The sequence below is a fragment of the Actinacidiphila acididurans genome (assembly GCF_016918855.1).
GTDB classification, from domain to species: Bacteria; Actinomycetota; Actinomycetes; order Streptomycetales; family Streptomycetaceae; genus Actinacidiphila; species Actinacidiphila acididurans.
The window spans coordinates 29,972-53,350 of the sequence record NZ_JADKYB010000004.1 but is presented as its reverse complement, the minus strand read 5'-3'; the positions used below and the strand labels follow the sequence as shown (position 1 = coordinate 53,350).

At 71.8% G+C, this 23,379-nt stretch carries 18 protein-coding genes; 7 read left to right on the top strand and 11 right to left on the bottom strand.

The genetic code is table 11. The features are described 5' to 3' along the window. Positions 1-76: 76 nt before the first annotated feature. Positions 77-1,120, bottom strand: a complete 1,044-nt coding sequence (mgrA, locus tag ITX44_RS07980) for an L-glyceraldehyde 3-phosphate reductase (protein ID WP_205356365.1) — start codon at positions 1,118-1,120, stop codon at positions 77-79. 136 nt (positions 1,121-1,256) lie between these two features. On the opposite strand from mgrA, the gene ITX44_RS07975 reads away from it, so the two are divergent. The 4 genes from ITX44_RS07975 (at position 1,257) to ITX44_RS07960 (ending at position 6,422) form a co-directional block, all read left to right on the top strand. Next, a complete protein-coding gene (locus ITX44_RS07975; protein ID WP_205356364.1) occupies positions 1,257-2,018 on the top strand; it encodes an isoprenyl transferase in 762 nt (253 codons plus the stop codon). A gap of 235 nt (positions 2,019-2,253) precedes the next feature. Then, complete coding sequence (phoH2, locus tag ITX44_RS07970; RefSeq protein WP_205356363.1) at positions 2,254-3,573, top strand: RNA 5'-3' helicase PhoH2; 1,320 nt, start codon at positions 2,254-2,256, stop codon at positions 3,571-3,573. A 464-nt stretch (positions 3,574-4,037) separates the two neighbouring features. Then, a complete protein-coding gene (locus ITX44_RS07965) occupies positions 4,038-4,727 on the top strand; it encodes an aggregation-promoting factor C-terminal-like domain-containing protein (RefSeq protein ID WP_307795159.1) in 690 nt (229 codons plus the stop codon). Between the two features lie 111 nt (positions 4,728-4,838). Further along, positions 4,839-6,422 (top strand): AI-2E family transporter, encoded by a 1,584-nt coding sequence (locus tag ITX44_RS07960; protein WP_205356361.1) that lies wholly within the window; start codon positions 4,839-4,841, stop codon positions 6,420-6,422. A gap of 11 nt (positions 6,423-6,433) precedes the next feature. Here the strand turns inward: ITX44_RS07960 and ITX44_RS07955 are convergent, their stop codons facing one another. From ITX44_RS07955 to ITX44_RS07915, 9 genes are all read right to left on the bottom strand, one after another. Next, positions 6,434-8,971: an ABC transporter permease gene (locus ITX44_RS07955; protein ID WP_236060261.1), complete on the bottom strand. Its 2,538-nt coding sequence runs from the start codon at positions 8,969-8,971 to the stop codon at positions 6,434-6,436. Beyond that, positions 8,968-9,660: an ABC transporter ATP-binding protein gene (locus tag ITX44_RS07950; RefSeq protein WP_205356360.1), complete on the bottom strand. Its 693-nt coding sequence runs from the start codon at positions 9,658-9,660 to the stop codon at positions 8,968-8,970. Before ITX44_RS07950 ends, ITX44_RS07955 begins: the two co-directional genes overlap by 4 nt. Next, on the bottom strand, positions 9,657-10,181 hold the full coding sequence (locus tag ITX44_RS07945) for a PadR family transcriptional regulator (protein ID WP_205356359.1): 525 nt from the start codon (positions 10,179-10,181) through the stop codon (positions 9,657-9,659). Before ITX44_RS07945 ends, ITX44_RS07950 begins: the two co-directional genes overlap by 4 nt. A gap of 181 nt (positions 10,182-10,362) precedes the next feature. Then, a complete protein-coding gene (locus ITX44_RS07940) occupies positions 10,363-11,820 on the bottom strand; it encodes a catalase (protein ID WP_205356358.1) in 1,458 nt (485 codons plus the stop codon). Positions 11,821-12,023: 203 nt separating this feature from the next. Then, positions 12,024-13,892, bottom strand: a complete 1,869-nt coding sequence (locus ITX44_RS07935) for an ATP-binding SpoIIE family protein phosphatase (RefSeq protein WP_205356754.1) — start codon at positions 13,890-13,892, stop codon at positions 12,024-12,026. Positions 13,893-14,445: 553 nt separating this feature from the next. Further along, the gene (locus tag ITX44_RS07930) at positions 14,446-15,126 is read right to left on the bottom strand and encodes a class I SAM-dependent DNA methyltransferase (RefSeq protein WP_205356357.1); all 681 of its coding nucleotides are present in this window, start codon (positions 15,124-15,126) and stop codon (positions 14,446-14,448) included. A gap of 189 nt (positions 15,127-15,315) precedes the next feature. Continuing rightward, entirely contained in the window at positions 15,316-16,059 is a 744-nt protein-coding gene (gene fomD, locus ITX44_RS07925) for a cytidylyl-2-hydroxypropylphosphonate hydrolase (RefSeq protein ID WP_205356356.1), read from the bottom strand. A 68-nt stretch (positions 16,060-16,127) separates the two neighbouring features. Next, the gene (locus tag ITX44_RS07920) at positions 16,128-17,516 is read right to left on the bottom strand and encodes a class II fumarate hydratase (protein ID WP_205356355.1); all 1,389 of its coding nucleotides are present in this window, start codon (positions 17,514-17,516) and stop codon (positions 16,128-16,130) included. Between the two features lie 254 nt (positions 17,517-17,770). Then, entirely contained in the window at positions 17,771-19,426 is a 1,656-nt protein-coding gene (locus ITX44_RS07915) for a fumarate hydratase (RefSeq protein WP_205356354.1), read from the bottom strand. A 322-nt stretch (positions 19,427-19,748) separates the two neighbouring features. On the opposite strand from ITX44_RS07915, the gene ITX44_RS07910 reads away from it, so the two are divergent. Together ITX44_RS07910 and ITX44_RS07905 are read left to right on the top strand one after the other, a co-directional pair. After that, a complete protein-coding gene (locus tag ITX44_RS07910) occupies positions 19,749-20,423 on the top strand; it encodes a DUF1707 SHOCT-like domain-containing protein (protein WP_205356353.1) in 675 nt (224 codons plus the stop codon). Positions 20,424-20,795: 372 nt separating this feature from the next. Then, positions 20,796-21,137, top strand: coding sequence for a WhiB family transcriptional regulator (locus ITX44_RS07905; protein WP_307795189.1), 342 nt, complete (start codon positions 20,796-20,798; stop codon positions 21,135-21,137). Positions 21,138-21,510: 373 nt separating this feature from the next. On the opposite strand, the gene glpX is transcribed toward ITX44_RS07905, so the two are convergent. After that, positions 21,511-22,548, bottom strand: a complete 1,038-nt coding sequence (gene glpX / locus ITX44_RS07900; RefSeq protein ID WP_205356351.1) for a class II fructose-bisphosphatase — start codon at positions 22,546-22,548, stop codon at positions 21,511-21,513. 192 nt (positions 22,549-22,740) lie between these two features. Between glpX and ITX44_RS07895 the strand changes: the two genes are divergently transcribed. After that, positions 22,741-23,280: a DUF4245 domain-containing protein gene (locus tag ITX44_RS07895; protein ID WP_307795157.1), complete on the top strand. Its 540-nt coding sequence runs from the start codon at positions 22,741-22,743 to the stop codon at positions 23,278-23,280. Positions 23,281-23,379: the final 99 nt, after the last annotated feature.

Here is a 23,379-nt window from a genome sequence, read left to right as displayed (position 1 = left end):
ATTGAGGACAAAAGCCGAGGCCGGAAGGAACGGACCCCCAACCGCGGAGTCCCGCCCTCCCGGCCCCGACCCGGAATCAGGCCTCGCTACTGACCGACCAGAGGTTGACCCCTTCGGGCTCAACGGCGTGACGATCGATCTCCGCCAGCTCCTCCTCCGTGAGCGGCGCGGCCCCCACCGCGGCGACGTTCGCCTCGAGCTGGGCCACCGAGGAAGCCCCGATCAGCGCGGAGGTCACGCGCTGATCGCGCAGCACCCAGGACAGGGCGAGCTGCGCCAGGGACTGGCCGCGCGAGCGGGCGACCTCGTTGAGGGCGCGCAGCCGGGCGATCGTCTCGTCGTTGACCAGGGCCGGGTCCAGGGACTTGCCCTGCGCGGCCCGCGAGTCGGACGGGACACCGTTGAGGTAGCGGTCCGTCAGCAGGCCCTGGGCCAGCGGCACGAAGCCGATGCAGCCCATGCCCTCCTCGGCCAGGACGTCGAGCAGACCCTCGTCCTCGATCCACCGGTTGATCATGGAGTACGAGGGCTGGTGGATGAGCGCGGGCACCCCCATCTCGCGCAGGATGCGCGCGGCCTCGCGGGTGCGGTCCGGCCCGTAGGAGGAGATGCCGACGTAGAGCGCCTTGCCCTGCTGGACCGCGGACGCGAGCGCGCCCATGGTCTCCTCCAGCGGCGTCTCCGGGTCGAAGCGGTGCGAGTAGAAGATGTCGACGTAGTCCAGGCCCATCCGGGACAGCGACTGGTCGAGGCTGGCCAGCAGGTACTTGCGGGAGCCCCATTCGCCGTACGGGCCCGGCCACATGTCGTACCCGGCCTTGGTGGAGATGACCAGTTCATCCCGATATGCCCGGAAATCCTGGGCGAAGAGCGTGCCGAAGTTGGCCTCCGCGGCGCCGTACGGCGGGCCGTAGTTGTTGGCCAGGTCGAAGTGCGTGACGCCGAGGTCGAACGCGCGGCGCAGGATGGCCCGCTGCGAGTCCAGGGTGCGGTCGTCGCCGAAGTTGTGCCACAGACCGAGCGAGACGGCCGGGAGCTTGAGGCCGGAGCGGCCGGTGCGGCGGTACTCCATCGAGTCGTAGCGCTCGTCGGAGGCGCGGTAAAGGGTACGGATGTTCACAGACCTTGCTTATCACGCGCGCTTGAACCGGTTACGGACCGGCCGCCGCCGCCCCCCGTTCTCCCGGTTCGTCCATGCGGCCGATTCCGCAGTAGTGTGGCCGCCGGGCGCCGAGCCGAGGAGGGGCTGGTAGGCGATGAATCTGCGCGACCTGGTGTACGGGCTGTACTCCCGCAGGGTGGAACGCAGACTCGACGTGGACCGGGCCCCCAAGCACATCGGCGTGATCCTCGACGGCAACCGGCGCTGGGCCAAGGCGGCCGGCGGCACCACCGTGCAGGGCCACCGGGCCGGGGCCGACAAGATCGCCGAGATGCTGGGCTGGTGCGAGGAGACCGGCGTCGAGGTCGTCACCCTGTGGCTGCTGTCCACCGACAACCTGGACCGGCCGGCCGAGGAACTCGTCCCGCTGCTGGGCATCATCGAGGACGCGGTCACCGAGCTGGCCGCGACCGGCCGCTGGCGGGTGCACCACGTGGGCACCATGGACATGCTGCCCGGCCAGACCCAGCGGGTGCTCAAGGAGGCCGAGCAGGCCACCGTCGGCGTCACCGGCATCCTGGTCAACGTGGCGGTCGGCTACGGCGGCCGGCAGGAGATCGCCGACGCCGTGCGGTCGCTGCTGCACGAGCACGCCGGCCGCGGCACCTCGATCGAGGACCTGGCCGAGATCCTGGACGTCGAGCACATCGCCGAGCACCTCTACACCCGCGGCCAGCCCGACCCGGATCTGGTGATCCGCACCTCCGGCGAGCAGCGGCTGTCCGGGTTCATGCTCTGGCAGAGCGCGCACTCCGAGTACTACTTCTGCGAGGTCTTCTGGCCCGCCTTCCGCAAGGTGGACTTCCTGCGGGCGCTGCGGGACTACGCCGCCCGGCACCGGCGTTACGGCGCGTGACCGCGCGGTAGCACGGACAAAAAGGTCTCGCAACCTTCCTGCCTGCGGAGTTACGGTGGGCCAGGCCCGCACCGAAACCGCGGTGAGCAGTCGGTGAGCACCCGATGACCGTCGGATGACTGTCATATGCATTCGCATGGGTGCGGGATTTCCAGGGCATATCACTGGCAGACCGGCAGCCGGCCACGGCTGTCGGCCCCGCAGACTCACCTCACCCGAGGGGGTTCGTCCACACGTGGTGACCAGCAAAAATCGCCGTGATCACGACCGGCGTACGTACGTACTCGACACCAGCGTGCTGCTCGCCGACCCGAACGCCGTCACCCGCTTCGAGGAGCACGAGGTCGTGCTCCCGGTCGTCGTGGTCACGGAGTTGGAGGCCAAGCGCCACCACCCCGAACTGGGCTACTTCGCCCGCCAGGCCCTCCGGCTGCTCGACGAGCTCCGGATCCGGCACGGCCGGCTCGACGCGCCCATCCCGCTCGGGGACCTCGGCGGCACGCTCCGGGTGGAACTCAACCACTCGGACCCGGCCCTGCTGCCGGCGGGCTTCCGGCTCGGCGACAACGACTCGCGGATCCTGGCCGTCGCCAGGAACCTGCAGGCCGAGGGGTACGACGTCACGGTCGTATCCAAGGACCTGCCGCTGCGGGTGAAGGCGTCCTCGGTCGGCCTGCTCGCCGAGGAGTACCGGGCGGAACTGGCCATCACCTCGGGCTGGACGGGCATGGCGGACCTGCTGGTCTCCGCCGAGGACGTGGACACGCTGTTCGCCGAGGACGTGGTGGACCTGCCCGAGGCCCGCGAACTCCCGGTGCACACCGGCCTGGTGCTCCAGTCCGAGCGCGGCAAGGCGCTGGGCCGGGTCACCGCCGACGGCCGGGTGCGGCTGGTGCGCGGCGACCGCGAGGCGTTCGGCATCCACGGCCGCAGCGCCGAACAGCGCGTCGCCCTGGACCTGTTGCTCGACCCGGACGTCGGCATCGTCTCCATGGGCGGCCGCGCGGGCACGGGCAAGTCCGCGCTCGCGCTGTGCGCGGGCCTGGAGGCCGTCCTGGAGCGCCGCCAGCACCGCAAGGTGATGGTCTTCCGGCCGCTGTACGCGGTCGGCGGCCAGGAACTCGGCTACCTGCCGGGCACCGAGGCGGAGAAGATGAGCCCGTGGGCGCAGGCCGTCTTCGACACGCTGTCCGCGGTGACCACCAAGGAGGTCATCGAGGAAGTGGTGGCCCGCGGCATGCTCGAGGTGCTGCCGCTGACCCACATCCGCGGCCGTTCGCTGCACGACGCCTTCGTGATCGTCGACGAGGCCCAGTCGCTGGAGCGCAACGTCCTGCTGACCGTGCTGTCCCGCATCGGCGCCGGCTCCCGGGTGGTGCTCACCCACGACGTGGCCCAGCGCGACAACCTGCGGGTGGGGCGGTACGACGGAGTGGTCGCGGTGGTCGAGAAGCTGAAAGGCCATCCGCTGTTCGCCCACGTGACGCTCACCCGTTCCGAGCGGTCCCCGATCGCCGCGCTCGTCACGGAGATGCTGGAGGACGGTGTGGGCTGAACGAGGGCCCGCCGCGGGGTGACTGTTGGGTAGTCTGCCCCCTCCTCGTATGATTTGAGTACCCGGAAAAACGCCGAAAAGCTGCTGCGTCCTGCCAAGAGGGCGCAGCAGCTTAGCGTTTCCGGCTCCGGGTCGCAGGTATTTGCCTTCGTCCGCAGCATGTGAACTTTGCCACTCAACCGGAAATTGCCGCGACGCGTCTGCGTACGGCAGGGTGTGGGGCTGTCAGGCCCCGCTCATGGCACTCCCGTGTCCCTTGTGGACCCGGGTTCGGCTTCACCACACAAGTACACAGCGACGCCATGAGCCGCCCGAGCATCACGCGGACCCCGCGAGGGACTTCGCACCGGGCCAGTACCCCCGTGACCGACCGGCCCGTACGGCGGACCGGTCCTTGGGGTCAGTGCCAGGGGCACGATTGCGTCCGTGCGGTCACCGAGCGGGCGCTTCCGGAAGGAAACCGTGTGAGCCGGATCTCGGTCCGGGGACTCGCAGTGGCTTCGGCCACCGCGGTCACCACTGTGGGCGCCGTCGTAGGCGTCGCGTCGGGTGCGGAAAAGGGCGGCACGAGCGAGCCCGTCGAAGCGGCCGGCACGACCACCCTCCTCGCGGAAATCCCCGAGGGACAGCAGGTTCAGCAGGCATCGCTGACCGAGCAGGTACAGGCTCAGTCCGACGCCGCTGACGCGACGGCCCGGCAGAATGCCGAGCAGGCCGCCCGTATGCAGGCAGCCAAGGACGCCGCTGCCAAGAAGAAGGCGGCGGACGAGGCGGCTGCCAAGGCCGCCGCGGAGGCGAAGGCCAAGGCACTGGCCGCCAGCACCGGCGACCCGTCGGCCAGCTTCGCCGTCCAGGCGTCCTACAGCATCTCGCAGGTCCAGGCGATGGCCCAGCAGATCGTCGGCTCCGGCCAGTTCACCTGCTTCTCCAACATCGTGACGCGCGAGAGCGGCTGGAACTACACGGCCACCAACGCGGCTTCCGGCGCCTACGGACTGGTCCAGGCACTGCCCGGCTCCAAGATGTCCTCGGTCGGGGCCGACTGGCGCACCAATCCGGCCACCCAGATAAAGTGGGGCCTGAACTACATGAACAGCCGGTACGGCAGCCCCTGCGGCGCCTGGTCGTTCTGGCAGGCCAACCACTACTACTAGGCCGATCCACAGGCCGGGTGCCCTGCCCTCGGCCTGAGCAACCCTCGCCCCGGGTAACGTCGTCTCTCACAGCAGTGCCACAGGCGGCCGAAGGGGACAGGGGAGCGGGGAATGCCGGACAAGCGTCACTGGAGCGCCGCGCTCGCCGCCGGACTGGCCAATCTGGCCGGACGGCTGGAGGAACGGCACGCCAGGATCACCGCGCGGGACGCCGAGGAGCGCGAGCCGCACCTCGACCCGGCACCATCCGCAGCCGCATCGGCGGTCGCCGCACCGGTACCCGTACCGGAGGCGACCGCCGAGCCCGTTCCGGCACCAGCAACTCCGGACTCCCCGCGCGCCAAGGACAACGCTCGCACCAAGGACAACGCCGCCGCCGACCCGGCCGCCGAGGCCCCGGTCGACGCCGGCCCGTTCACCGCCCCGCCCAGGGTCTCGCTGCCCGCCCAGCGCACCGGACCGGTCACCGACCCGGTGTCCGTGGTCCCGTGGAGCATGCGCGTCGCCGCCGAGATCGGCTGGCGGCTGCTGATCCTGGCCGGCACCGTCTGGGTGCTGATGCGGGTGATCGGCGCGATCCGGCTGGTGGTCCTGTCCTTCGCCGCCGCGCTGCTCATCACCGCCCTGCTCCAGCCGTTCGTGGCCCGGCTCAAACGGTCCGGGGTTCCGGCCGGGCTGGCCACCGCGATCGTCTGCATCAGCGGCTTCGTCATCATCGGCCTGGTCGGCTGGTTCGTTGTCTGGCAGGTCATGGACAACGTCGACAACCTGTCCAGCAGCCTCCAGGACGGTATCGCCGAGGGCAAGAAGTGGCTGCTCAACAGCCCCTTCCACGTGACCGAGGACCAGATCAACCAGGTCGCCAACAACCTCAGCAACGCGCTGAGTCACAACACCAAGCAGCTCACCGACGCCGGGCTGCAGGGCGTCACCTTCCTCGTCGACTTCATCACCGGCATGCTGCTGACGATGTTCAGCACGCTGTTCCTGCTCTACGACGGCCCCAACATCTGGAACTGGGTGCTGCGGCTGTTCCCCGAGAACGCCCGCGAGGGGCTGGGCGGCGCAGGCCCCCGCGCCTGGAACACCCTCACCCACTACGTGCGCGGCACGGTCCTGGTCGCCCTCATCGACGCCATCTGCATCGGCATCGGCATCTTCTTCCTCGGCGTCCCCATGGCGGTGCCGCTCGCCGTCCTGATCTTCCTGTGCTCCTTCGTGCCCCTCGTCGGCGCGGTGACCTCCGGTGCCATAGCGGTCGTCGTCGCCCTGGTCACCGAGGGCCCGGTCAGCGCCCTCATGGTCCTCGGCGTCGTCCTCGCGGTCCAGCAGATCGAGGGCCACATCCTCCAGCCCTTCATCCTCGGCCGCGCGGTCCGTGTCCACCCCCTCGCGGTCGTCCTCTCCGTCGCCGCGGGTTCGCTCGTCGCGGGCATCGGCGGCGCGGTGACCGCCGTCCCCCTGGTGGCCGTCGGCAACACGGTCGTCTCCTACCTGCGGGCCTACTCCAAGCAACTCGCCGCCGCGAGGGCTGCCGAGGAGATCTACGGTGCCCAAGCGGTCGAACCGCCGGCGGAGCCGGCACCCCAGGGGCGCGAGGCTGAGTCTGATGTGCGGCTGGCGCCGCGTGAGCGCGAGCAACCGACCACGACCGACGACCCGGAGACGGCAGCAACTGCCCCTCCGGGTCGGTAGCAAGGGAAGAGCTACTCCGTCCGCAAACCGTCCGCCCGCATCAACCTCCACAGAGGCGGAAGGCTGAGCAAGGTCACCCCGAGAACCACGGCGGAGCCGATCGCCGACATGCCGAGGACGCTGCCCCAGTCCACGTGGAAGGGGCGTCCGGCGAGGGCGAGAAGCGCGCCGCCGAGGCCGAGGCCGCCGGCGCAGGCGAGGACGAGGCCGAGGAACACGGGAAGCGCGGTCTGCCAGAGCACGGACCAGGCGAGGACCGTCCGCTTCGTGCCGAAGGCCACCAGGACGGCCAGCAGTTTCCTGCGGTCCCGCAACTGCTCCAGCATGGTGACCAGGAGGCTCGCCCCGATGAGGGCCATCACCAGTGCCGCGCCGGCGAACAGGCCGCTGCGCAACTGGACGTAGCTGCGCTTGGTGACCGTGATGCTGATGGGCGCCACCCGGGTGCCGACGCCCAGGCGCGCGGCGGTGTTGCGCAGGTACTCGACGGCGTCGGGCCTGCCCGGGGCGAGGCGGACCGCGACCTGGACGGTCGGCTCGGTCAGGGCGCGGACGTCGATCGCCTGCGGGGTGACGAGCAGGCCCCGGAAGCGGTTGCCGAAGAAGTCGGCGCGGGTGGTCGCCGGGCGGACGCCGGCCGGGACGGTCCACGGCCGGGGTTGGCCGGTGTACGTGTCGCCCTCCGGCAGGTTGAGGTCGAGCCGCGTGCCCGCCCGGGCGTAGGAGGGCATGGCCGGCCCCTCGCCCCCGGGCATCGGGACGGCGTAGACGCCGCCGGGAGCGCAGGAGCCGATGGTGGCCAGCTGGGTCAGGATCGAGCAGTCGGCGACCGCGAGCGGCACGTAGAGGGCGTTCTCGGGGGAGCGCCGGGCGTCCGCCCCGGTGGCGTCGGCGGTGATCCAGCCGTACGACCGGGTGACCCCGGTGGTGTGCGCGACTGCCTCGGTGACGGTTCGTGCCCGGCCGCCGTCGGCGATGTCGGCCGAGACCATCGTCTGGGCGCGGGCGGGGTCGGCGCCGGTGTCGTGGACGAAGTCGTCGCCCACCCCGGCGAACAGCATCTGCAGGGCGATCGCCCCGGCCACCGCGACGGTGACGCCGCTGACCAGGCGGGCCGAGGCGTTGCTGCTCAGCTGGAGCCTGCGGGTGGCGAGCTGCCAGGCGACCGGGCCGCCGCGCAGCCGGCCCACCACGGTCTCCACCAGCCACGGGAGCAGCGCGGTCACCCCGCACAGCAGCAGCACCGTGCCGGCCGCGATCTGGTAGGTGCTCACGTTTCCCGGGCCGCTTCCCGAGGTGCCGACCGTGCCGAACAGCGGGGCCAGCAGCAGCAGGCCGAGCGCCGGGACCGTCAGCCGCCACCACAGGGCGCGGCGGCGTACGGCGCTCTGCCGTACCACGCCGAGCGGTTCGACCACCGTGCCGCGCAGGGTCAGCATGGTCACCGCCACCGCGGCGGCCGGCACCGCCAGCACCACCAGCACGGTCAGCGCGGCGCCGGGCCGGATGTCGGCGGGATAGGCGGAGATGCCGTGGATGGTGACGTGCGCCGCGAGCTGACGGCCGGCCAGGAAGAACAGCGCGCCGAGCAGCAGGCCGCCCAGCGCCCCGGCCAGCGCCTCGCCGGCCGCGATGCGCCGGGTCGCCGCGATGTCGGCGCCGACCAGCCGCAGTGCGGCCAGCCGGGCGTCGCGCCGCTCGCCGCCCAGGCGTACCGCGGTGCCGATGAACACCGCGACCGGCAGCAGCAGGACGACCAGCATGGTCACCAGCAGCAGCTGGAAGGTGGGGCCCAGCATCTCCGGGCCGTTCGTGTTCCGGAAGGCGTCCACCCGCTGGGCGTTGCCCCGGCCATGGGCGTCGCGGGCCACCAACTGGTCGCTGCCCGCGTAGTAGTACAGCTCGGCCGGGCCCGCCAGCCCGGCGTGCAAGATGGTGCCGGTGATCCTGTACGGCAGGCGGGCCCGCAGCAGCGGCGAGGCCGCCAGCAGCTTCTTCAGCGCGGGGGAGACCACCATCTGCCCGGGCGCGGGCACCGCCCGGGTGCCCGGCGGGTGCGGGGCCTGCGCCCCCTCGGCGAGCAGCAGCACCCCCGCGATGTCCTTGCCGTGGTACGTGGTGGAGCCGTCGGCGGCCAGCAGCGTACGGCTGGTGGCCGCGGTCACAGGCGCGCCGAGGAAGACGTCGCGGGCCTCCTCCCGATCCTGCCGGGTGTTCAGCATGGCCGGAACCGCCGCGGCCAGCAGCAGCAGCGCGACGCCGAGCCCGACCCCGACGGCCGTGAGGACCGTCCGGATCCAGCCCTCGCGCCCGCCCCCGGCCGCGAACCGCGCCCCCAGCGACAGGTCCCGGCCCCAGGCCCGCACCCCGGTTGACGGCCGGGCGGCCTCGCGGGTGTGACCGCCGTGGACGCCGGGGTCGCTCTGGCCGCCGCGGCCCGCGTGTCCGCCGTGTCCCGCGCGATCGCCGCTGTCGTCGTGACCGCCACGGCCCCCGTACCCCCCGCGGCCACCCCCCGAGCCGCCCCCGGGCTCGTGTTCCGCCCTCATGACGCGTTCGCCATGTCGCGCGTCTTCCCGTCCCGCACGACGATTTCCCGGTCGGAGTAGGCGGCGACCCGGGCCTCGTGGGTGACCAGGACGACCGCGGCGCCGGTGTCGCGGGCCGCGTCGGTCAGCAGGCGCATCACGCGCTCGCCGTTCAGGGAGTCCAGGGCGCCGGTCGGTTCGTCGGCGAAGATCACCCGGGGGCCGCCGACCAGCGCGCGGGCCACGGCGACACGCTGGCCCTGGCCGCCGGAGATGTCGCCGGGGCGCTGGCCGGCCACGTCGGCGACCTCCAGGCGGTCCAGCCACGCGGCGGCCTCGGCCTCGGCGGCGCGGCGGCGGGTGCCGGCCAGCCGCAGGGGTATCGCCACGTTCTCCAGGCAGGTCAGTTCCGGCACCAGGCGGCCGAACTGGAAGACGAAGCCGAACTCGGTGCGGCGCAGGGCGCTGCGTTCGGCGTCGGACATCGCCGCCAGGTCCCGGCCGCGGTAGCGGACCTGGCCGCCGTCGACCGGGACGATCCCGGCCAGGCAGTGCAGGAGGGTGGACTTCCCCGAGCCGGACGGGCCCATCACGGCCACCACTTCGCCGGGCCGTATGCGCAGGTTCGCGCCGTCGAGGGCGGCGGTGTGGCCGTACGTCTTGCGCACGCCGGTGCCGACCAGCAGGTCGGTGTCGGTGGCCTCGTTCACGCGGTCACCTCCGCGGCGAGCTCGTCCAGCCGGGCCGCGGTCAGTTCCAGCCAGCGCAGGTCCGCCTCCAGGTGGAACAGCGCGTGGTCGCAGATGAGTTGGTCGGCCAAGTCGCCACCGGCCTTGCGCCGGGTCAGCTCGCGCATCAGCCGCAGGTGTTCGGCGCGCTGGGTGTCCAGCAGCTCGGCCGCCGAACGGCCGGTGAGCAGGGCGAGTACCACCTTGGTGTAAAGGGTGGTCTGGAGATACGGCTCGGGCTTCTCCGCCTGCGCGAGCCAGCTCTCGACGTCGGTGACGCCGGCCTCGGTGATGGCGTACCGCTTGCGTTCCGGGCCGCCGCCGGGCTCGATGCCCTCCACCTCGACCAGGCCGTTCTTCAGCAGCCTGGCCATCGTGGCGTAGACCTGGCCGTAGGCGAGCGGCCGGTCGTGTCCGAAGCGTTCGTCGAAGGCGCGCTTGAGGTCGTAACCGTGGCGCGGCCCGGACTCCAGAAGTCCGAGCAGGGTGTGGCCGATTGACATGCCGAGGACACTACACCATGGGTATACACCGCGTGTATACGCGCAGCGGGGAGTGCCCGCGAACCCGCACAGCACCCCGCACAGGTCCTCCCGGGGCCGGACATGCAGCCCCGGGGGACGGGACAACCTCACGTGCCCCGGGGCTGCGCCTGTCGGGCCGGGCGCGGCGGCCCGGTTCCGCTCAGCGGGGCGAGACGGCCTCGGCGATCCGGTCGCCGATCTTGGCGTCGATCAGCCGCCAGTACTCCAGCGCCCGCTCCAGCACCGGCGTGCTCACGCCCTGCATGAGGTGCCCGGCCACGTTGGAGACCAGCCGGTCGCGGGCCGCGTCGTCCAGCACCTCGCGCACCATCGTGCCCGGCTGGCCGAAGTCGTCGTCCTCGCGGTGCATGGTGTACGCCTCGCGGACCATCTCACCGGCGGTCTGCCAGCCGGTGATGTCCCCGTAGGCCTGCGGAGAGGCGGCCGGGCCGCCGTAGGAGTTCGGCGCGTACGGCGCCCCCACCCGGTTCGGCTCGTACCGCATCGGGCCGTCCTTGGCGTAGGAGTGCACCGGCACGTGCGGGCGGTTCGGCGGGAGCTGGGCGTAGTTGGGGCCGATCCGGTAGCGGTGCGTGTCCGGGTACGAGAACAGCCGCCCCAGCAGCATCTTGTCCGGCGACGGGCCGATGCCGGGCACCATGTTGGCCGGCTCGAACGCGGCCTGCTCGATGTGGACGAAGTAGTCCTCGGGGTTGGTGTCCAGCGTCATCCGGCCGACCTCGATCAGCGGGTAGTCGCCGTGCGGCCACACCTTGGTCAGGTCGAACGGGTTGAACCGGTAGTCCGCCGCGTCCTCGAACGGCATGATCTGCACCCACAGCGTCCACGACGGGTGGTCGCCGCGGTCGATCGCCTGCCACAGGTCCTGCCGGTGCGCGTCCGGGTTCTGCCCGGCCGTCTCGTCGGCCTGTTCCTGGGTCAGGTAGTCGATGCCCTGGTCGGTCTTGAAGTGGTACTTCACCCAGAACCTGGTGCCGGCGCCGTTGATCCACATGTACGTGTGCGAGCCGTAGCCGTTCATGTTCCGGTACGTGCGGGGGATCCCGCGGTCGCCCATCAGCCAGGTGACCTGGTGGGCCGACTCGGGGGAGAGGGTCCAGAAGTCCCACTGCATGTCGTTGTCGCGCAGGCCGTTGTCCGGGCGGCGCTTCTGGCTGCGGATGAAGTCCTGGAACTTGATGGTGTCCCGCACGAAGAAGACCGGGGTGTTGTTGCCGACCAGGTCGTAGTTGCCGTGCTCGGTGTAGAACTTCAGCGCGAAGCCGCGCGGGTCGCGCCAGGTGTCCGGGCTGCCCTGCTCGCCGGCCACGGTGGAGAAGCGGGCCAGCATCCGGGTGCTGCGACCGGGCTGGAACATGTCGGCCTTGGTGAAGTCGCTGACGTCGTTGGTCACCTCGAAGCGGCCGTACGCGCCGCTGCCCTTGGCGTGCACCACCCGCTCGGGGACCCGCTCCCGGTTGAACTGGGCCATCTTCTCGATCAGATAGTGGTCCTGGAGCAGGATCGGGCCGTCCGGGCCCACGGTCAGCGAGTGCTCGTCGCTCTCCACGGGGATTCCGGCGTTGTTCGTGGTGTGCTGGAAGTTCGGTGTGCTCATCGGGTGGGTCCTCCCGTCCGGCGGTGCGCCGGGCACGTTGCGATGTCGCGTCGGGATGGCTGCTACCCACACTCGCACCGGACTCACGGCCCGGCATCCGCGGAACCACCCGCCTGCGCCCCCGCCCTCGCCCACCCGGGTGGTGACACGGGACGGCCCGCACACACCGTGTGCGGGCCGTCCCGGGAAACGATTCCGGTCGATTACAGCGGCAGCTCGAACCAGACGACCTTGCCCGCGCCCAGCCGGGTGGCGCCCCAGCGCTGAGCCATGCGGTTGACCAGATACAGCCCGCGGCCGCCCTCCTCCTCGGGCGCCGCATGGCGCATCCGGGGCAGCAGGGGCGCGTCGTCACCGACCTCGCAGCGCAGCACGTCGGTGCGCAGCAGCCGCAGGGTGATGGGCCGCTCGGCGTACCGCACCGCGTTGGTGACGATCTCGCTGACCAGCAGTTCGGCCGCGTCGAGCTGGTCCTCCAGGTCCCAGCGGCGCAGCGCCTGCCGGACCAGGCGGCGGGCCCGGCCGGCGGTCTGCGCCTGCGGCTCCAGGAACCAGTACGCGACGTCGCTCGGCGCGATCCCGTCGAACCGGGCGGCCAGCAGCGCGATGTCGTCGTCCCGGTCGCCGGGGCCGAGGATCTCCAGCACCTCGTCGCACAGCGGCTCCAGCGGCGGCGGGGAGACCACGCCGGCCGCGTCGTGCAGCCGCTCCCGCAGCAACTCGATGCCGCCCCACACGTCGCGGCTGCGCGATTCCACCAGGCCGTCGGTGTACAGCAGCAGGGTCGCCCCGGCCGGCGCCGGCAGCTCCACCGCCTCGAACGGCACCCCGCCCACGCCGATCGGCGCGCCCGGCGGCACCCGCAGCACCTCCGCGAGACCGTCGGCGTGCAGCAGCACCGGCGGCGGATGACCGGCGTTGGCCACCACCAGGCGGTGCGCGATCGGGTCGTAGACCGCGTACACGCAGGTCGCCATCCGGTCCTGGCCGAGCCGCTGGGCCTGCTCGTCCAGGTGGTAGAGCACTTCCTGCGGCGCCAGGTCCAGGCCCGCCAGGGTCTGCACGGTGGTGCGCAGCTGGCCCATGATCGCCGCCGACGTCATGGAGTGGCCCATCACGTCGCCGACCACCAGCGCCACCCGGCTGCCGGGCAGCGGGATCGCGTCGTACCAGTCGCCGCCGACCCGCGCCGACTCGGCGGCCGGCAGGTAGCGGCTGGCCAACTGCACGCCGGTGGGCTGCGGCAGCGAGTCGGGCAGCATCTCGCGCTGGAGGGCGTCGGCGATGTACGCCTCGCGCCCGTACAGCACCGCCTTGTCCACCCCGAGCGCGGTGTGCGTGGCGAGCTGGGCGGCCACCAGCAGGTCGTCGGTCTCGAACGCCGGGCGGTCGGTGCGGCGCAGCAGCACGGCGGCGCCGATCACCCGCCTCCGGCCGCGCAGCGGCGCCAGCAGCGCGCGCCGCCCGGTCGGCAGCGGGGTCTCCGAACGGCCCAGCAGTTCCGCGATCGCGTCGGCGGCGCGCGGGGAGTCCGCGAACACCGGCCGCACCCCGCGCAGCACCTCCGCCAGCGGCCCGTCCAGCAGCACAGCGATGCTCTCGGCGCCGTATCCGGCCTCCAGCGCGGGCAGTACCGGGCCGACGCCCACCGGCGCGTCCTCGGGCGGGTCCGACGGCCCGTCAAGCCCGCCGTCCGCGCGGCGCAGCCGCAACCGCAGCGGGCCCGACGGCCGTTCGTCGCCCACCGGCAGCGGGTCGCGCAGATACACCAGGATCGCGTCGGCGAAGGCCGGCACCGCCGAGCGGCACAGGCCCAGCAGGATCTCGTCCAGGTCGAGGCCGCGGGCGATCCGCCGGGTGGCGGCCCCCACGTAGCGCAGCCGGTCCGCCTCCGGACCGGTCTGCACGGGCATCGGGATGCGCAACCCCGTGGAGTCCTCGTCCCCCGGGTGCCCGGCCGCAGCCGGCGGGGTGCCGCGCGGCGGCGTGCTCACGAACGACGCCAAGGTCTCGCTCCCCTCTCCCGGTACCCAGCCGGTCCCGTGCGCCGGGATCGGCGGCAGCGCCCCCATGTCGTACGGCTGCCCGTACGGCGGTTCGTACGGCGGTCCGAACGGCTGCTCGGTGTAAGGCGGTGCGTACTGCGGCCCGGACTGCGGCTGCGGCGGGTAGGGAGGCTCCGGTTGGTCCGGACCGCCCTGCTCCGGATCCGCCGGCCCACCCGCCCCGTCGCGTGTGTGCGGTCCACCGTACGGCCCCGGACCCGGTTCGTACGACTCCCCGTACCCGTCCCCGTACGGCTCCTCGTGCGAGCGCGGGCCGCCACCGGGTCCGGCGTGCGGGTGGTTGCCCTCGTGGTCCTCGTGGAGGCCGTGCCCGTCGTCCCCGTCCGGCGGCGGTCCGTCCGTTCGGGCCGTGGGCGCGACGACCGGCGGCCGTTCGCCGGCCGGGTCGCCGCCCGGCCCGGGCGGCTCGTCGGCGGGCACGGTGACTGCGCCGCGCGGGTCCGGGGGCGGCGCGGCGGGAGGGCGGGGCGGTCGTGGAGGGTCGCTGGTCACGCGTGTCGTTCCATCCGTCGGTACGCCGCCGGCCGCAGCGGTCCGGCCGCGCTCGGGCCTGGTCAGGTCAGGCACGTCGGCAGTAGAGGAAGATCTGCTCCTCCGGCGGCACATCGATGGTCGCCGGCGCGTACGCGTAGGAATCCTCCTTGATCACGTCGAATCCCGCGTCCGACACCACATGGTGCAGCTCGTCCCGTAGATAACCGGATACCCGGATTGTGTGACCGATGAACGGAATCATCATGTCGTCCACGTCGGCCTCGACCATGGACAGCGCCAGCAGCCCGCCCGGCCGCAGCAGGTCGCGGATCGCGCCCAGGGCGAACGGGATCTCCGGCCGGGGCAGCATCAGCAGCGAGAAGAAGGCGGTCACCCCGTCGAAACTGCCGGTGGCCAGCGGCCCGCCGTCGACCAGGTCGGCGATGTCGGCCCGGATCAGGTCCGCCTCGGGCACATTGCGCCGGGCCAGGGCCAGCATCCCGGACGACAGGTCCACTCCGGTGACCCGCATCTTCGCCGTCACCAACTGGCGGGCGGTCGGCAGTCCGGTGCCGCAGCCGAGGTCGAGCACCCGCGAGCCGGGCTCCAGGGAGGCCGCCAGCCAGGCGCCGGCCGTGATCTGGCCCTCCTTGTGCGGGAACGCCTCGTCGTACCGGTCGCCGATGGCGTCGAACGCCTCCGCCTGGCCGGTCCGGTCCCGGGCACCAGGAGGCCCGCCCGTGTACTGATGGTCGCCGGTTTCCACTGCTCTGAGCCTCCCTGACTGCTCGGCCGGGCGTAGGCGACGCCACGGCGGAGGCGTCGGCGGATCACGGGTTCATGACGTAGCGTCAAACTCTAGGCCCCAGTGGGCAATCGTGCAGCGTTCCGGGGCACGATCCTACGGTTGCCGGTCAGGGACGCAACAAGGGGCTCGGCCGTACCCGCGGTTACCTCAGACCCCCGGCCGGTCCCAGTCGGCCGGCAGTGCCGGGACCGGCCACGACGGGTCCGGACGCCAGTCCGGCCAGCCGTCCCGGAACGGCGCGTCCCAGGCCGCGATGGCGGCCACCGCCCGCTGCCCGGCCTGCCGCACCCGGGCCGCGAGCTCGGCCGTCATCAGGCCGTCGGCCTGCGCCTGCGCGAATTCGTCCTCGTCCAGCCACTGCCAGCGCCGGTCCGGCGCGACCGAGATGTCCAGGAAGTGATCCTCCGAGTCCACCCCGCCCGACCAGCGACGCAGCGGTTCCTCAAGGTTCACATACCAGTTCTTGAACCGCCAGCCGGGCTCCCAGAACAGCCATACGGACCACGGTTCACCCGGACGGGCGAGTTTGAGTACGCCTGTTCCCCGCCACGGCAGCACCTGCAGCACCCGCGGCTTGACGTACCGGCTGGCCAGCGGCTCGCGGTGGACCGGCGTGCCGTCGGCCAGCACCGGGCGCACACAGGGCGTGCCCGGTGCCGTCCACACCGCCAGCAGTTCCTCGTCGTCGCGCACCACGGTCACCGGCCGGCAGATGTGCACCCGCTGCGTGCCGTTGCCGCGGTAGCGCCACAGCACCTGCTCGCCGGGGGCCCAGAAACCGCCGCGCCGACGGTGCCCGTTCGGTCCGGGCGAACCGGCGGTACCGGGAGATCCGGGAGTTCCGGGAGAGTCGTGACCGTTCGGGATCGAGGTGACGATGTCGGCTGTCATGAACAGAGCTTACGGACCGACTGTTACGGCGGGGTCGCTTACGAGACGGCCGGCCGCGGACGTGCCGGTTACGGCTTGGTCATGCGCAGTACGTCCAGCGCCTCGTCCAACTGCGCCTCGGTGAGCAGGCCGCGCTCGACGTAACCGCCCTCGATCACCACCTGCCGGATGGTCTTGCGCTCGGCCAGCGACCTCTTGGCCACCTTCGCGGCCTCCTCGTAGCCGATCCAGCGGTTCAGCGGGGTGACCACGGACGGCGAGGACTCGGCGTACTCCCGGGCCCGCTCGACGTTCGCGGTGATGCCGTCCACCGTCCGGTCCGCCAGCAGCCGGCTGACATTGGCCAGCAGCCGCACCGACTCCAGGATGTTGCGGGCGATCACCGGCAGCATCACGTTCAGCTCGAAGTTGCCCGCCGCGCCGGCCACGGTGATCGCCGTGTCGTTGCCCGTCACCTGCGCGGCCACCATCAAGGTCGCCTCGGGGATCACCGGGTTGACCTTGCCCGGCATGATCGACGAGCCCGGCTGGAGGTCCGGTAGGGCGATCTCGGCCAGGCCCGTGCGCGGCCCCGAGGACATCCACCGCAGATCGTTGGCGATCTTCGTCAGGCCCACCGCGATGGTCCTGAGCTGCCCCGACGTCTCCACGATCGCGTCCCGCGCGCCCTGCGCCTCGAAGTGGTCACGCGCCTCGGTCAGCGGCAGCCCGGTGGCCCGCGCCACCTCCGCGATCACCGCCTGCGGGAAGCCCTTGGGGGTGTTGATCCCGGTGCCCACCGCGGTCCCGCCCAACGGCAGCTCGGCCAGCCGCGGCAGCGTCCCCTCCAGCCGCTCCACGCCGTAGCGGACCTGCGCCGCGTATCCGCCGAACTCCTGGCCGAGGGTCACCGGGGTGGCGTCCATCAAATGGGTGCGGCCGGACTTCACCACGTCGGCGAACTCCGCCGCCTTCGCCTCCAGCGACTGCGCCAGATGGGTGAGCGCCGGGATCAGGTCCCCGGTCACCGCGGCGGTGGCGGCGATGTGGATGGAGGAGGGGAACACGTCGTTCGACGACTGCGAGGCGTTGACGTGGTCGTTGGGGTGCACGTCGCGGCCCAGCCGCTCGGTGGCCAGGGTCGCGATCACCTCGTTCGTATTCATGTTCGACGAGGTCCCGGAGCCGGTCTGGAAGACGTCGATCGGGAAGTGCTCGTCCCACTTCCCGGCCGCCACCTCCCCGGCCGCCTCCTGGATCGCCTCCGCCACGTCCTTGTCCAGCACCCCCAGCTCGGCGTTCACCTTCGCCGCGGCCGCCTTGATCCGCGCCAGCGCCTCGATGTGCGCCCGCTCGATGCGCTGCCCGGAGATCGGGAAGTTCTCCACCGCCCGCTGCGTCTGGGCCCGCCACTTCGCGGTGGCGGGCACCCGTACCTCACCCATCGAATCGTGCTCGATCCGGAAGTCATCGCTCATGCTTCGAGGGTGCCAAAGTTTTTTTTGAAGGGAGATCGGCTCACCCACGACCGATTGCCGACCGACGGGCGTCAGGCCCCCGGGCGCAGGGGGATCGAGGTGAAGGTCGGAGCGGGTGCCGGGTCCGTGAAGAAGTCGTTCCCCTTGACACCATTTTCGATGGCCGCCCTCGCACTGCTCGGCCCCGGGGGGCCTCACAGGCTTCGGGCGGCCGCGCCGGACTCCGTCCGGCGGACGGTTGCCGCCGGCAGGCGTCAGGCCCCCGGGCGCAGGGGGATCGAGGTGAAGGTCGGGGCGGGCGCCGGGTCGGTGAAGAAGTCGTTCCCCTTGTCGTCCACTACAACGAAGGCGGGGAAGTCGACGACCTCGATGCGCCAGACCGCTTCCATGCCGAGCTCGGCGTATTCGATGACCTCGACCTTTTTGATGCAGTCCTGGGCGAGGCGGGCCGCGGGGCCGCCGATGGAGCCGAGGTAGAAGCCGCCGTGGGACGCGCACGCCTCGGTGACCTGGCGGGAGCGGTTCCCCTTGGCGAGCATCACCATGGAGCCGCCGGCCGCCTGGAACTGCTCCACGTACGCGTCCATGCGGCCCGCCGTGGTGGGCCCGAAGGAGCCGGAGGCGTAGCCCTCGGGCGTCTTGGCCGGGCCGGCGTAGTAGACCGCGTGGTCGCGCAGGTACTGCGGCATCGGCTCACCCGCGTCCAGCCGCTCCTTGATCTTCGCGTGCGCGATGTCGCGGGCGACCACCAGCGGCCCGGACAGCGACAGCCGGGTCTTGACCGGGTACTTGGTCAGCTCCGCGCGGATCTCGGCCATCGGCCGGTTCAGGTCGATCCGCACCACGTCGTCGGTCAGGTGCTCGTCGGTGGTCTCCGGCAGGAAGCGGGCCGGGTCGGTCTCCAGCTGCTCCAGGAACACGCCCTCGGCGGTGATCTTCGCCAGCGCCTGGCGGTCGGCCGAGCAGGACACCGCGATCGCCACCGGCAGGGACGCGCCGTGCCGGGGCAGCCGCACCACCCGTACGTCGTGGCAGAAGTACTTGCCGCCGAACTGCGCCCCGATCCCGATCTTCTGCGTGAGCTCGAAGACCTTCTGCTCCAGTTCCTTGTCGCGGAAGCCGTGCCCGGTCGGCGAGCCCTCCGCCGGCAGCGCGTCCAGGTAGTGCGCCGAGGCGTACTTCGCCGTCTTCAGGGCGAACTCCGCGCTGGTGCCGCCGACCACGATCGCCAGGTGGTACGGCGGGCAGGCCGCCGTGCCCAGCGAGCGGATCTTCTCCTCCAGGAACCGCATCATGGAGGCCTCGTTCAGCACCGCCTTCGTCTCCTGGTACAGGAACGACTTGTTGGCGCTGCCGCCGCCCTTGGCCATGAACAGGAACTTGTACGCGCCCCCGTCCGTGGCGTACAGCTCGATCTGGGCCGGCAGGTTGGAGCCGGTGTTCTTCTCCTCCCACATGGTCAGCGGGGCCATCTGGGAGTACCGCAGGTTGAGCTTGGTGTACGCGTCGTAGATGCCGTGCGCCAGCGCCTCCTCGTCACCGCCCTCCGTCAGCACCTGCTGGCCGCGCTTGCCCATCACGATCGCGGTCCCGGTGTCCTGGCACATCGGCAGCACCCCCGCCGCCGCGATGTTCGCGTTCTTCAGCAGGTCCAGTGCGACGAACCGGTCGTTCGGGCTCGCCTCCGGGTCCTCCATGATCCGCCGCAACTGCGCCAGGTGCGCCGGCCGCAGATAGTGCGAGATGTCATGCATCGCCTCCGCTGCCAGCAACCGCAGCGCCTCCGGCTCCACGGTCAGGAACGTCCGGCCCCCCGCCTCGAACGTCCCCACGCCCTCCTTCGTCACCAACCTGTACGGCGTCGTGTCCTCACCGAGCGGCAACAAATCGGTATACGCGAACTCGGGCATGGTTTTCCTTCGACTCTGAGGGGCTCCGGGAAGCGTCTTCAGGGTAAGACCCGCACCTGACTGCGCTTCTCCGCCCCCTGGCCGAAGGGGGCGTCCGGGGGCGCGCCCGGAGTACCCAAGGGGCGCGGGGAACTGCGCGAGAACCACAACGGGCCGGCAGTCGGCAACGGCGCAGGCGGCCCGAGCCGGACGCCGGGAGCCGCATCCCGGAAAACCCGCGTAATCCCGGTCCCGGGCCGGGGCCCGGAGGACGGTCCCCTAGGGGACGAAGCGAAAGGTTTCAGGGTATTGCGATCTATCGCGATTGGGTACCGTGACACCTGTGGATGAGAAGGAGCTCCAAAAGCGCCCGCAGGGCAACGGGGACACGGACCTGAGGGCGTCGGAAAAGGACCTGCGCGCGTCGGACGCGGACCGCGACCGGATCGCCGAGATCCTGCGGGACGCCCTCGCCGAGGGGCGGCTGGACGCGAGCGAGCACGCCGAGCGGCTGGACCGTACGTACGCGGCCAAGACGATGGGCGAACTGGAGCCGCTGGTCCGGGACTTGCCGGCGGGCCGGGCGGCCGGCGCCGGCCCGGCCGCCGGGCGCGGCCAGGACTACGGGCTGACCGGCGAGAACCCGAACCTGGTCGGCATCATCGGCGGCGCCGAGCGCAAGGGCCGTTGGCGGGTGGGCAGTCGGATCAACGCCGTGGCGATCGTGGGCGGCGTGGAGATCGACCTGACCGAGGCCACCTTCACCGCCCCGGAACTGGTCATCCACTGCACCGCGATCATGGGCGGCATCAGCATCAGGCTGCCGGAGAACGTGACGCTCCGCGGCGGCGGCGTGGTCGGGATCATGGGCGGCTCGGACATCAAGGCGTTCGAGTCGGAGGACCCCGGCGCCCCGGTGGTCCGGGTGAACGGCCTGGCGATCTGGGGCGGCGTGGAGGCCAAGGCCAAGCGCGGCAAAAAGGTCAAGGACTGGACGAAGAAGGCCGTCGAGGGCTGAAGCGTCTTCGGTTCCTGAACACGGGCGGACCCGGGGAAACCGGTCGCCGGCGGGCCCCGCGGTGAATGTACGGCCAGCGACGGATGAAGCCGAGCGGGTGGTAAAGAGTCGAATCGCTGAACGCGGGCCAGTGATCGGCGCATGGTGCGTGTGTGCGCCAGTGGTGTTGCGTGTTCACGCCAACCGCAGGTCGGAAGGGGTGCCGCTGGGCACTCGGTGCCGGACACGGTGCGCATGAACTTGCGCACAGCGGGTAGGGGTTCGAGCACGCCGCCGCACGGCCGCACGGCACCCCCTGCCCGCAAGCCGTCGGCGACGGGCAAAGCATGGCAATCGCCAAGCCGTCGTCAGGAGTTTCCCGTGCTTCAACCGATCGAGCCCGTCGTGGACCCCGCCCTCCCACCGGGCCACCCCCGGTATCTGGGCGGTCCTTGGCACTCGGAGGCCGCCTGCCGCAGTGACGAGGCGGGGCTGTTCTTCGCGCCCTCCAAGGAGCCCACAGCGGCTCGACTGTCCCGGGAGGAGGCGGCCAAACGTCTGTGCGCCCGCTGCCCGGTGATGCTCGAATGCCGTGAACACGCCCTGCTCCAGCCGGAACCGTACGGAGTGTGGGGCGGCATGACCGCGGCGGAGCGCCGGGTGGTCCTCGCCCGCCGGCGCCGCCGCGAAGTCGAACTGCAGCGGCCCGCGCCGCAGATAGCCGCGGCCGGCTGACCGCGCCGTCCCTCCGGCCTCCGGCCGCGCCCCTGGGTGACGGGGCCCCGGGTTCGCGGCCGGCGCGGAGGGACGGCGAGCGGTTCGGCCGGCGATGGCGCACGCCACCGGCAGTCCGGGTTGGGGGCCCGGCGGCAGGCGTGCCGGTCACGGCGTGCCGGGTACGTGCGCACCCGCGGTCCGGGCGGTTGGCGACGTACGTACCGCGGCACGTGCCGTCCGTACGGCCGGCGGTTCACCCGGCGGGGCCGGTAGGGATCCGCACGGCCGTCACGCAGGCGCGTACGCACGTACAGGTGCACCCGCGGCCGGCGCATGCGCGTACGCGCGCACGCCGAGGCCGCGGGTCCGTACCGCGGCCTCGGCGGCAGGCTCAGTGCGACCCGCGGTCGAAGTCGATCGAGCTGTACGCGCGCAGCTTGGAGAGCTGGTGCACCGAGTCGACCCGGCGGATCGTGCCGGACTTCGACCGCATCACCAGTGAGGACGTCGACGCCGTCTCGCCGCGGAACCGCACGCCCGGCAGCAGCTCGCCGTCCGTGATGCCGGTCGCGGCGAAGAACACGTTCTCGCCCGAGACCAGGTCGCCGGTGTGCAGCACCCGGTCCAGGTCGTGGCCCGCGTCCAGCGCCCGGCGGCGCTCGTCCGCGTCCTTGGGCCACAGCTTGCCCTGGATCACGCCGCCCAGGCACGCGATGGCGCAGGCCGAGATGATGCCTTCCGGGGTGCCGCCGATGCCCATCAGCATGTCCACGCCGGTGTTCTCGCGGACCGCCATGATCGCGCCGGCCACGTCGCCGTCGGAGATGAACTTGATCCGCGCGCCGGTCTCCCGGATCTCCCGCACCAGTGTTTCGTGCCGTGGCCGGTCCAGCACCACCACCGTGACGTGCTCGGGGACGCTGCCCTTCGCCTTGGCGACCCGGCGGATGTTGACCTCGGTCGGCGCGTCGATGTCGACGAACTCGGCCGCCTCCGGGCCCACCACCAGCTTGTCCATGTAGAAGACGGCCGACGGGTCGTACATGGTGCCGCGCTCGGCCACCGCGAGCACCGACACGGCGTTGGGCATGCCCTTGGCGGTCAGCGTGGTGCCGTCCACCGGGTCCACCGCGACGTCGCACTCCGCACCGGTGCCGTCGCCCACCCGCTCGCCGTTGAAGAGCATCGGCGCCTCGTCCTTCTCGCCTTCGCCGATGACCACCACGCCGTTCATGGACACGGTGTGCACCAGCGTGCGCATCGCCTGGACGGCCGCGCCGTCCGCGCCGTTCTTGTCGCCGCGGCCGACCCACCGCCCGGCGGCCATCGCGGCGGCCTCGGTCACCCGGACGAGCTCCAGGGCGAGGTTGCGGTCGGGGGCTTCGGGCTTTACTTCAAGAGCGGGCGGCAAGTGCTGTTGTTCGGTCATCGCAGCGCACCTTTCTGTACGAGGACGGCCGTAGATGAGGGTGTTGTGACCATAACTGTTACCCGCGAAGATGAGCAGGGTGTACGTCACATGAGCGGACGGGTGGTCGTACGCGCCGCGACCCGTACCGCGGCCCCGCGCGGCGGCACCCCGGCGGCGGGGGCCGGGCGGGGCATGGGGGACGATAGGGGCGTGGCAGCAGACAAACGTGGCAACAAGACGGTGCGGGACCTCCTGCTGTCGCTGGTGGTCCTCGGGTTCGTGGTGTTCGTGATCTACCTCTTCGTGCCCCACGACTCGCACGCGGACCCGGTGAAGGTGGTGCCGTACAACGTCGAGCTCGGCCAGGCGCGGCGGGTCGCGCCCTTCCCGGTCGCCGGGCCCGAGGGGCTGAGCGCCGACTGGCGGTCCACCTCGGTCACCTTCAACGGCGCCGACCCGGCCGACACGACCTGGCACATCGGCTTCGTCGACCCCGAGCAGCAGTACGTCGCGGTCGAGCAGGGCAACACCCGCACCGACCCGTTCGTCGCGTCGGTCACCCTGGACTCCCACCGCGACGGCACGCGTACGGTCCAGGCCGGCGGCCTGACCTGGGAGCGGTGGACCGGCGGCCGCTACACCGCCCTCGTCAACCGCCAGCCCCACGTCACCACCGTCGTCATGGGCACGGCTCCCGACTCCCAGCTCACGCAAATGGCCGCCGCGCTGAAGCTGCGCGGCGGCCACTGAGTTTTTTCTGCCGTCCTCGCACCGCTCGGCCCTGGCGGGCCTCACCGGCTTCGGTCGGCCATCCGGACTCCGTCCGGCGGAGGGCGTGCCCCCGTCGAG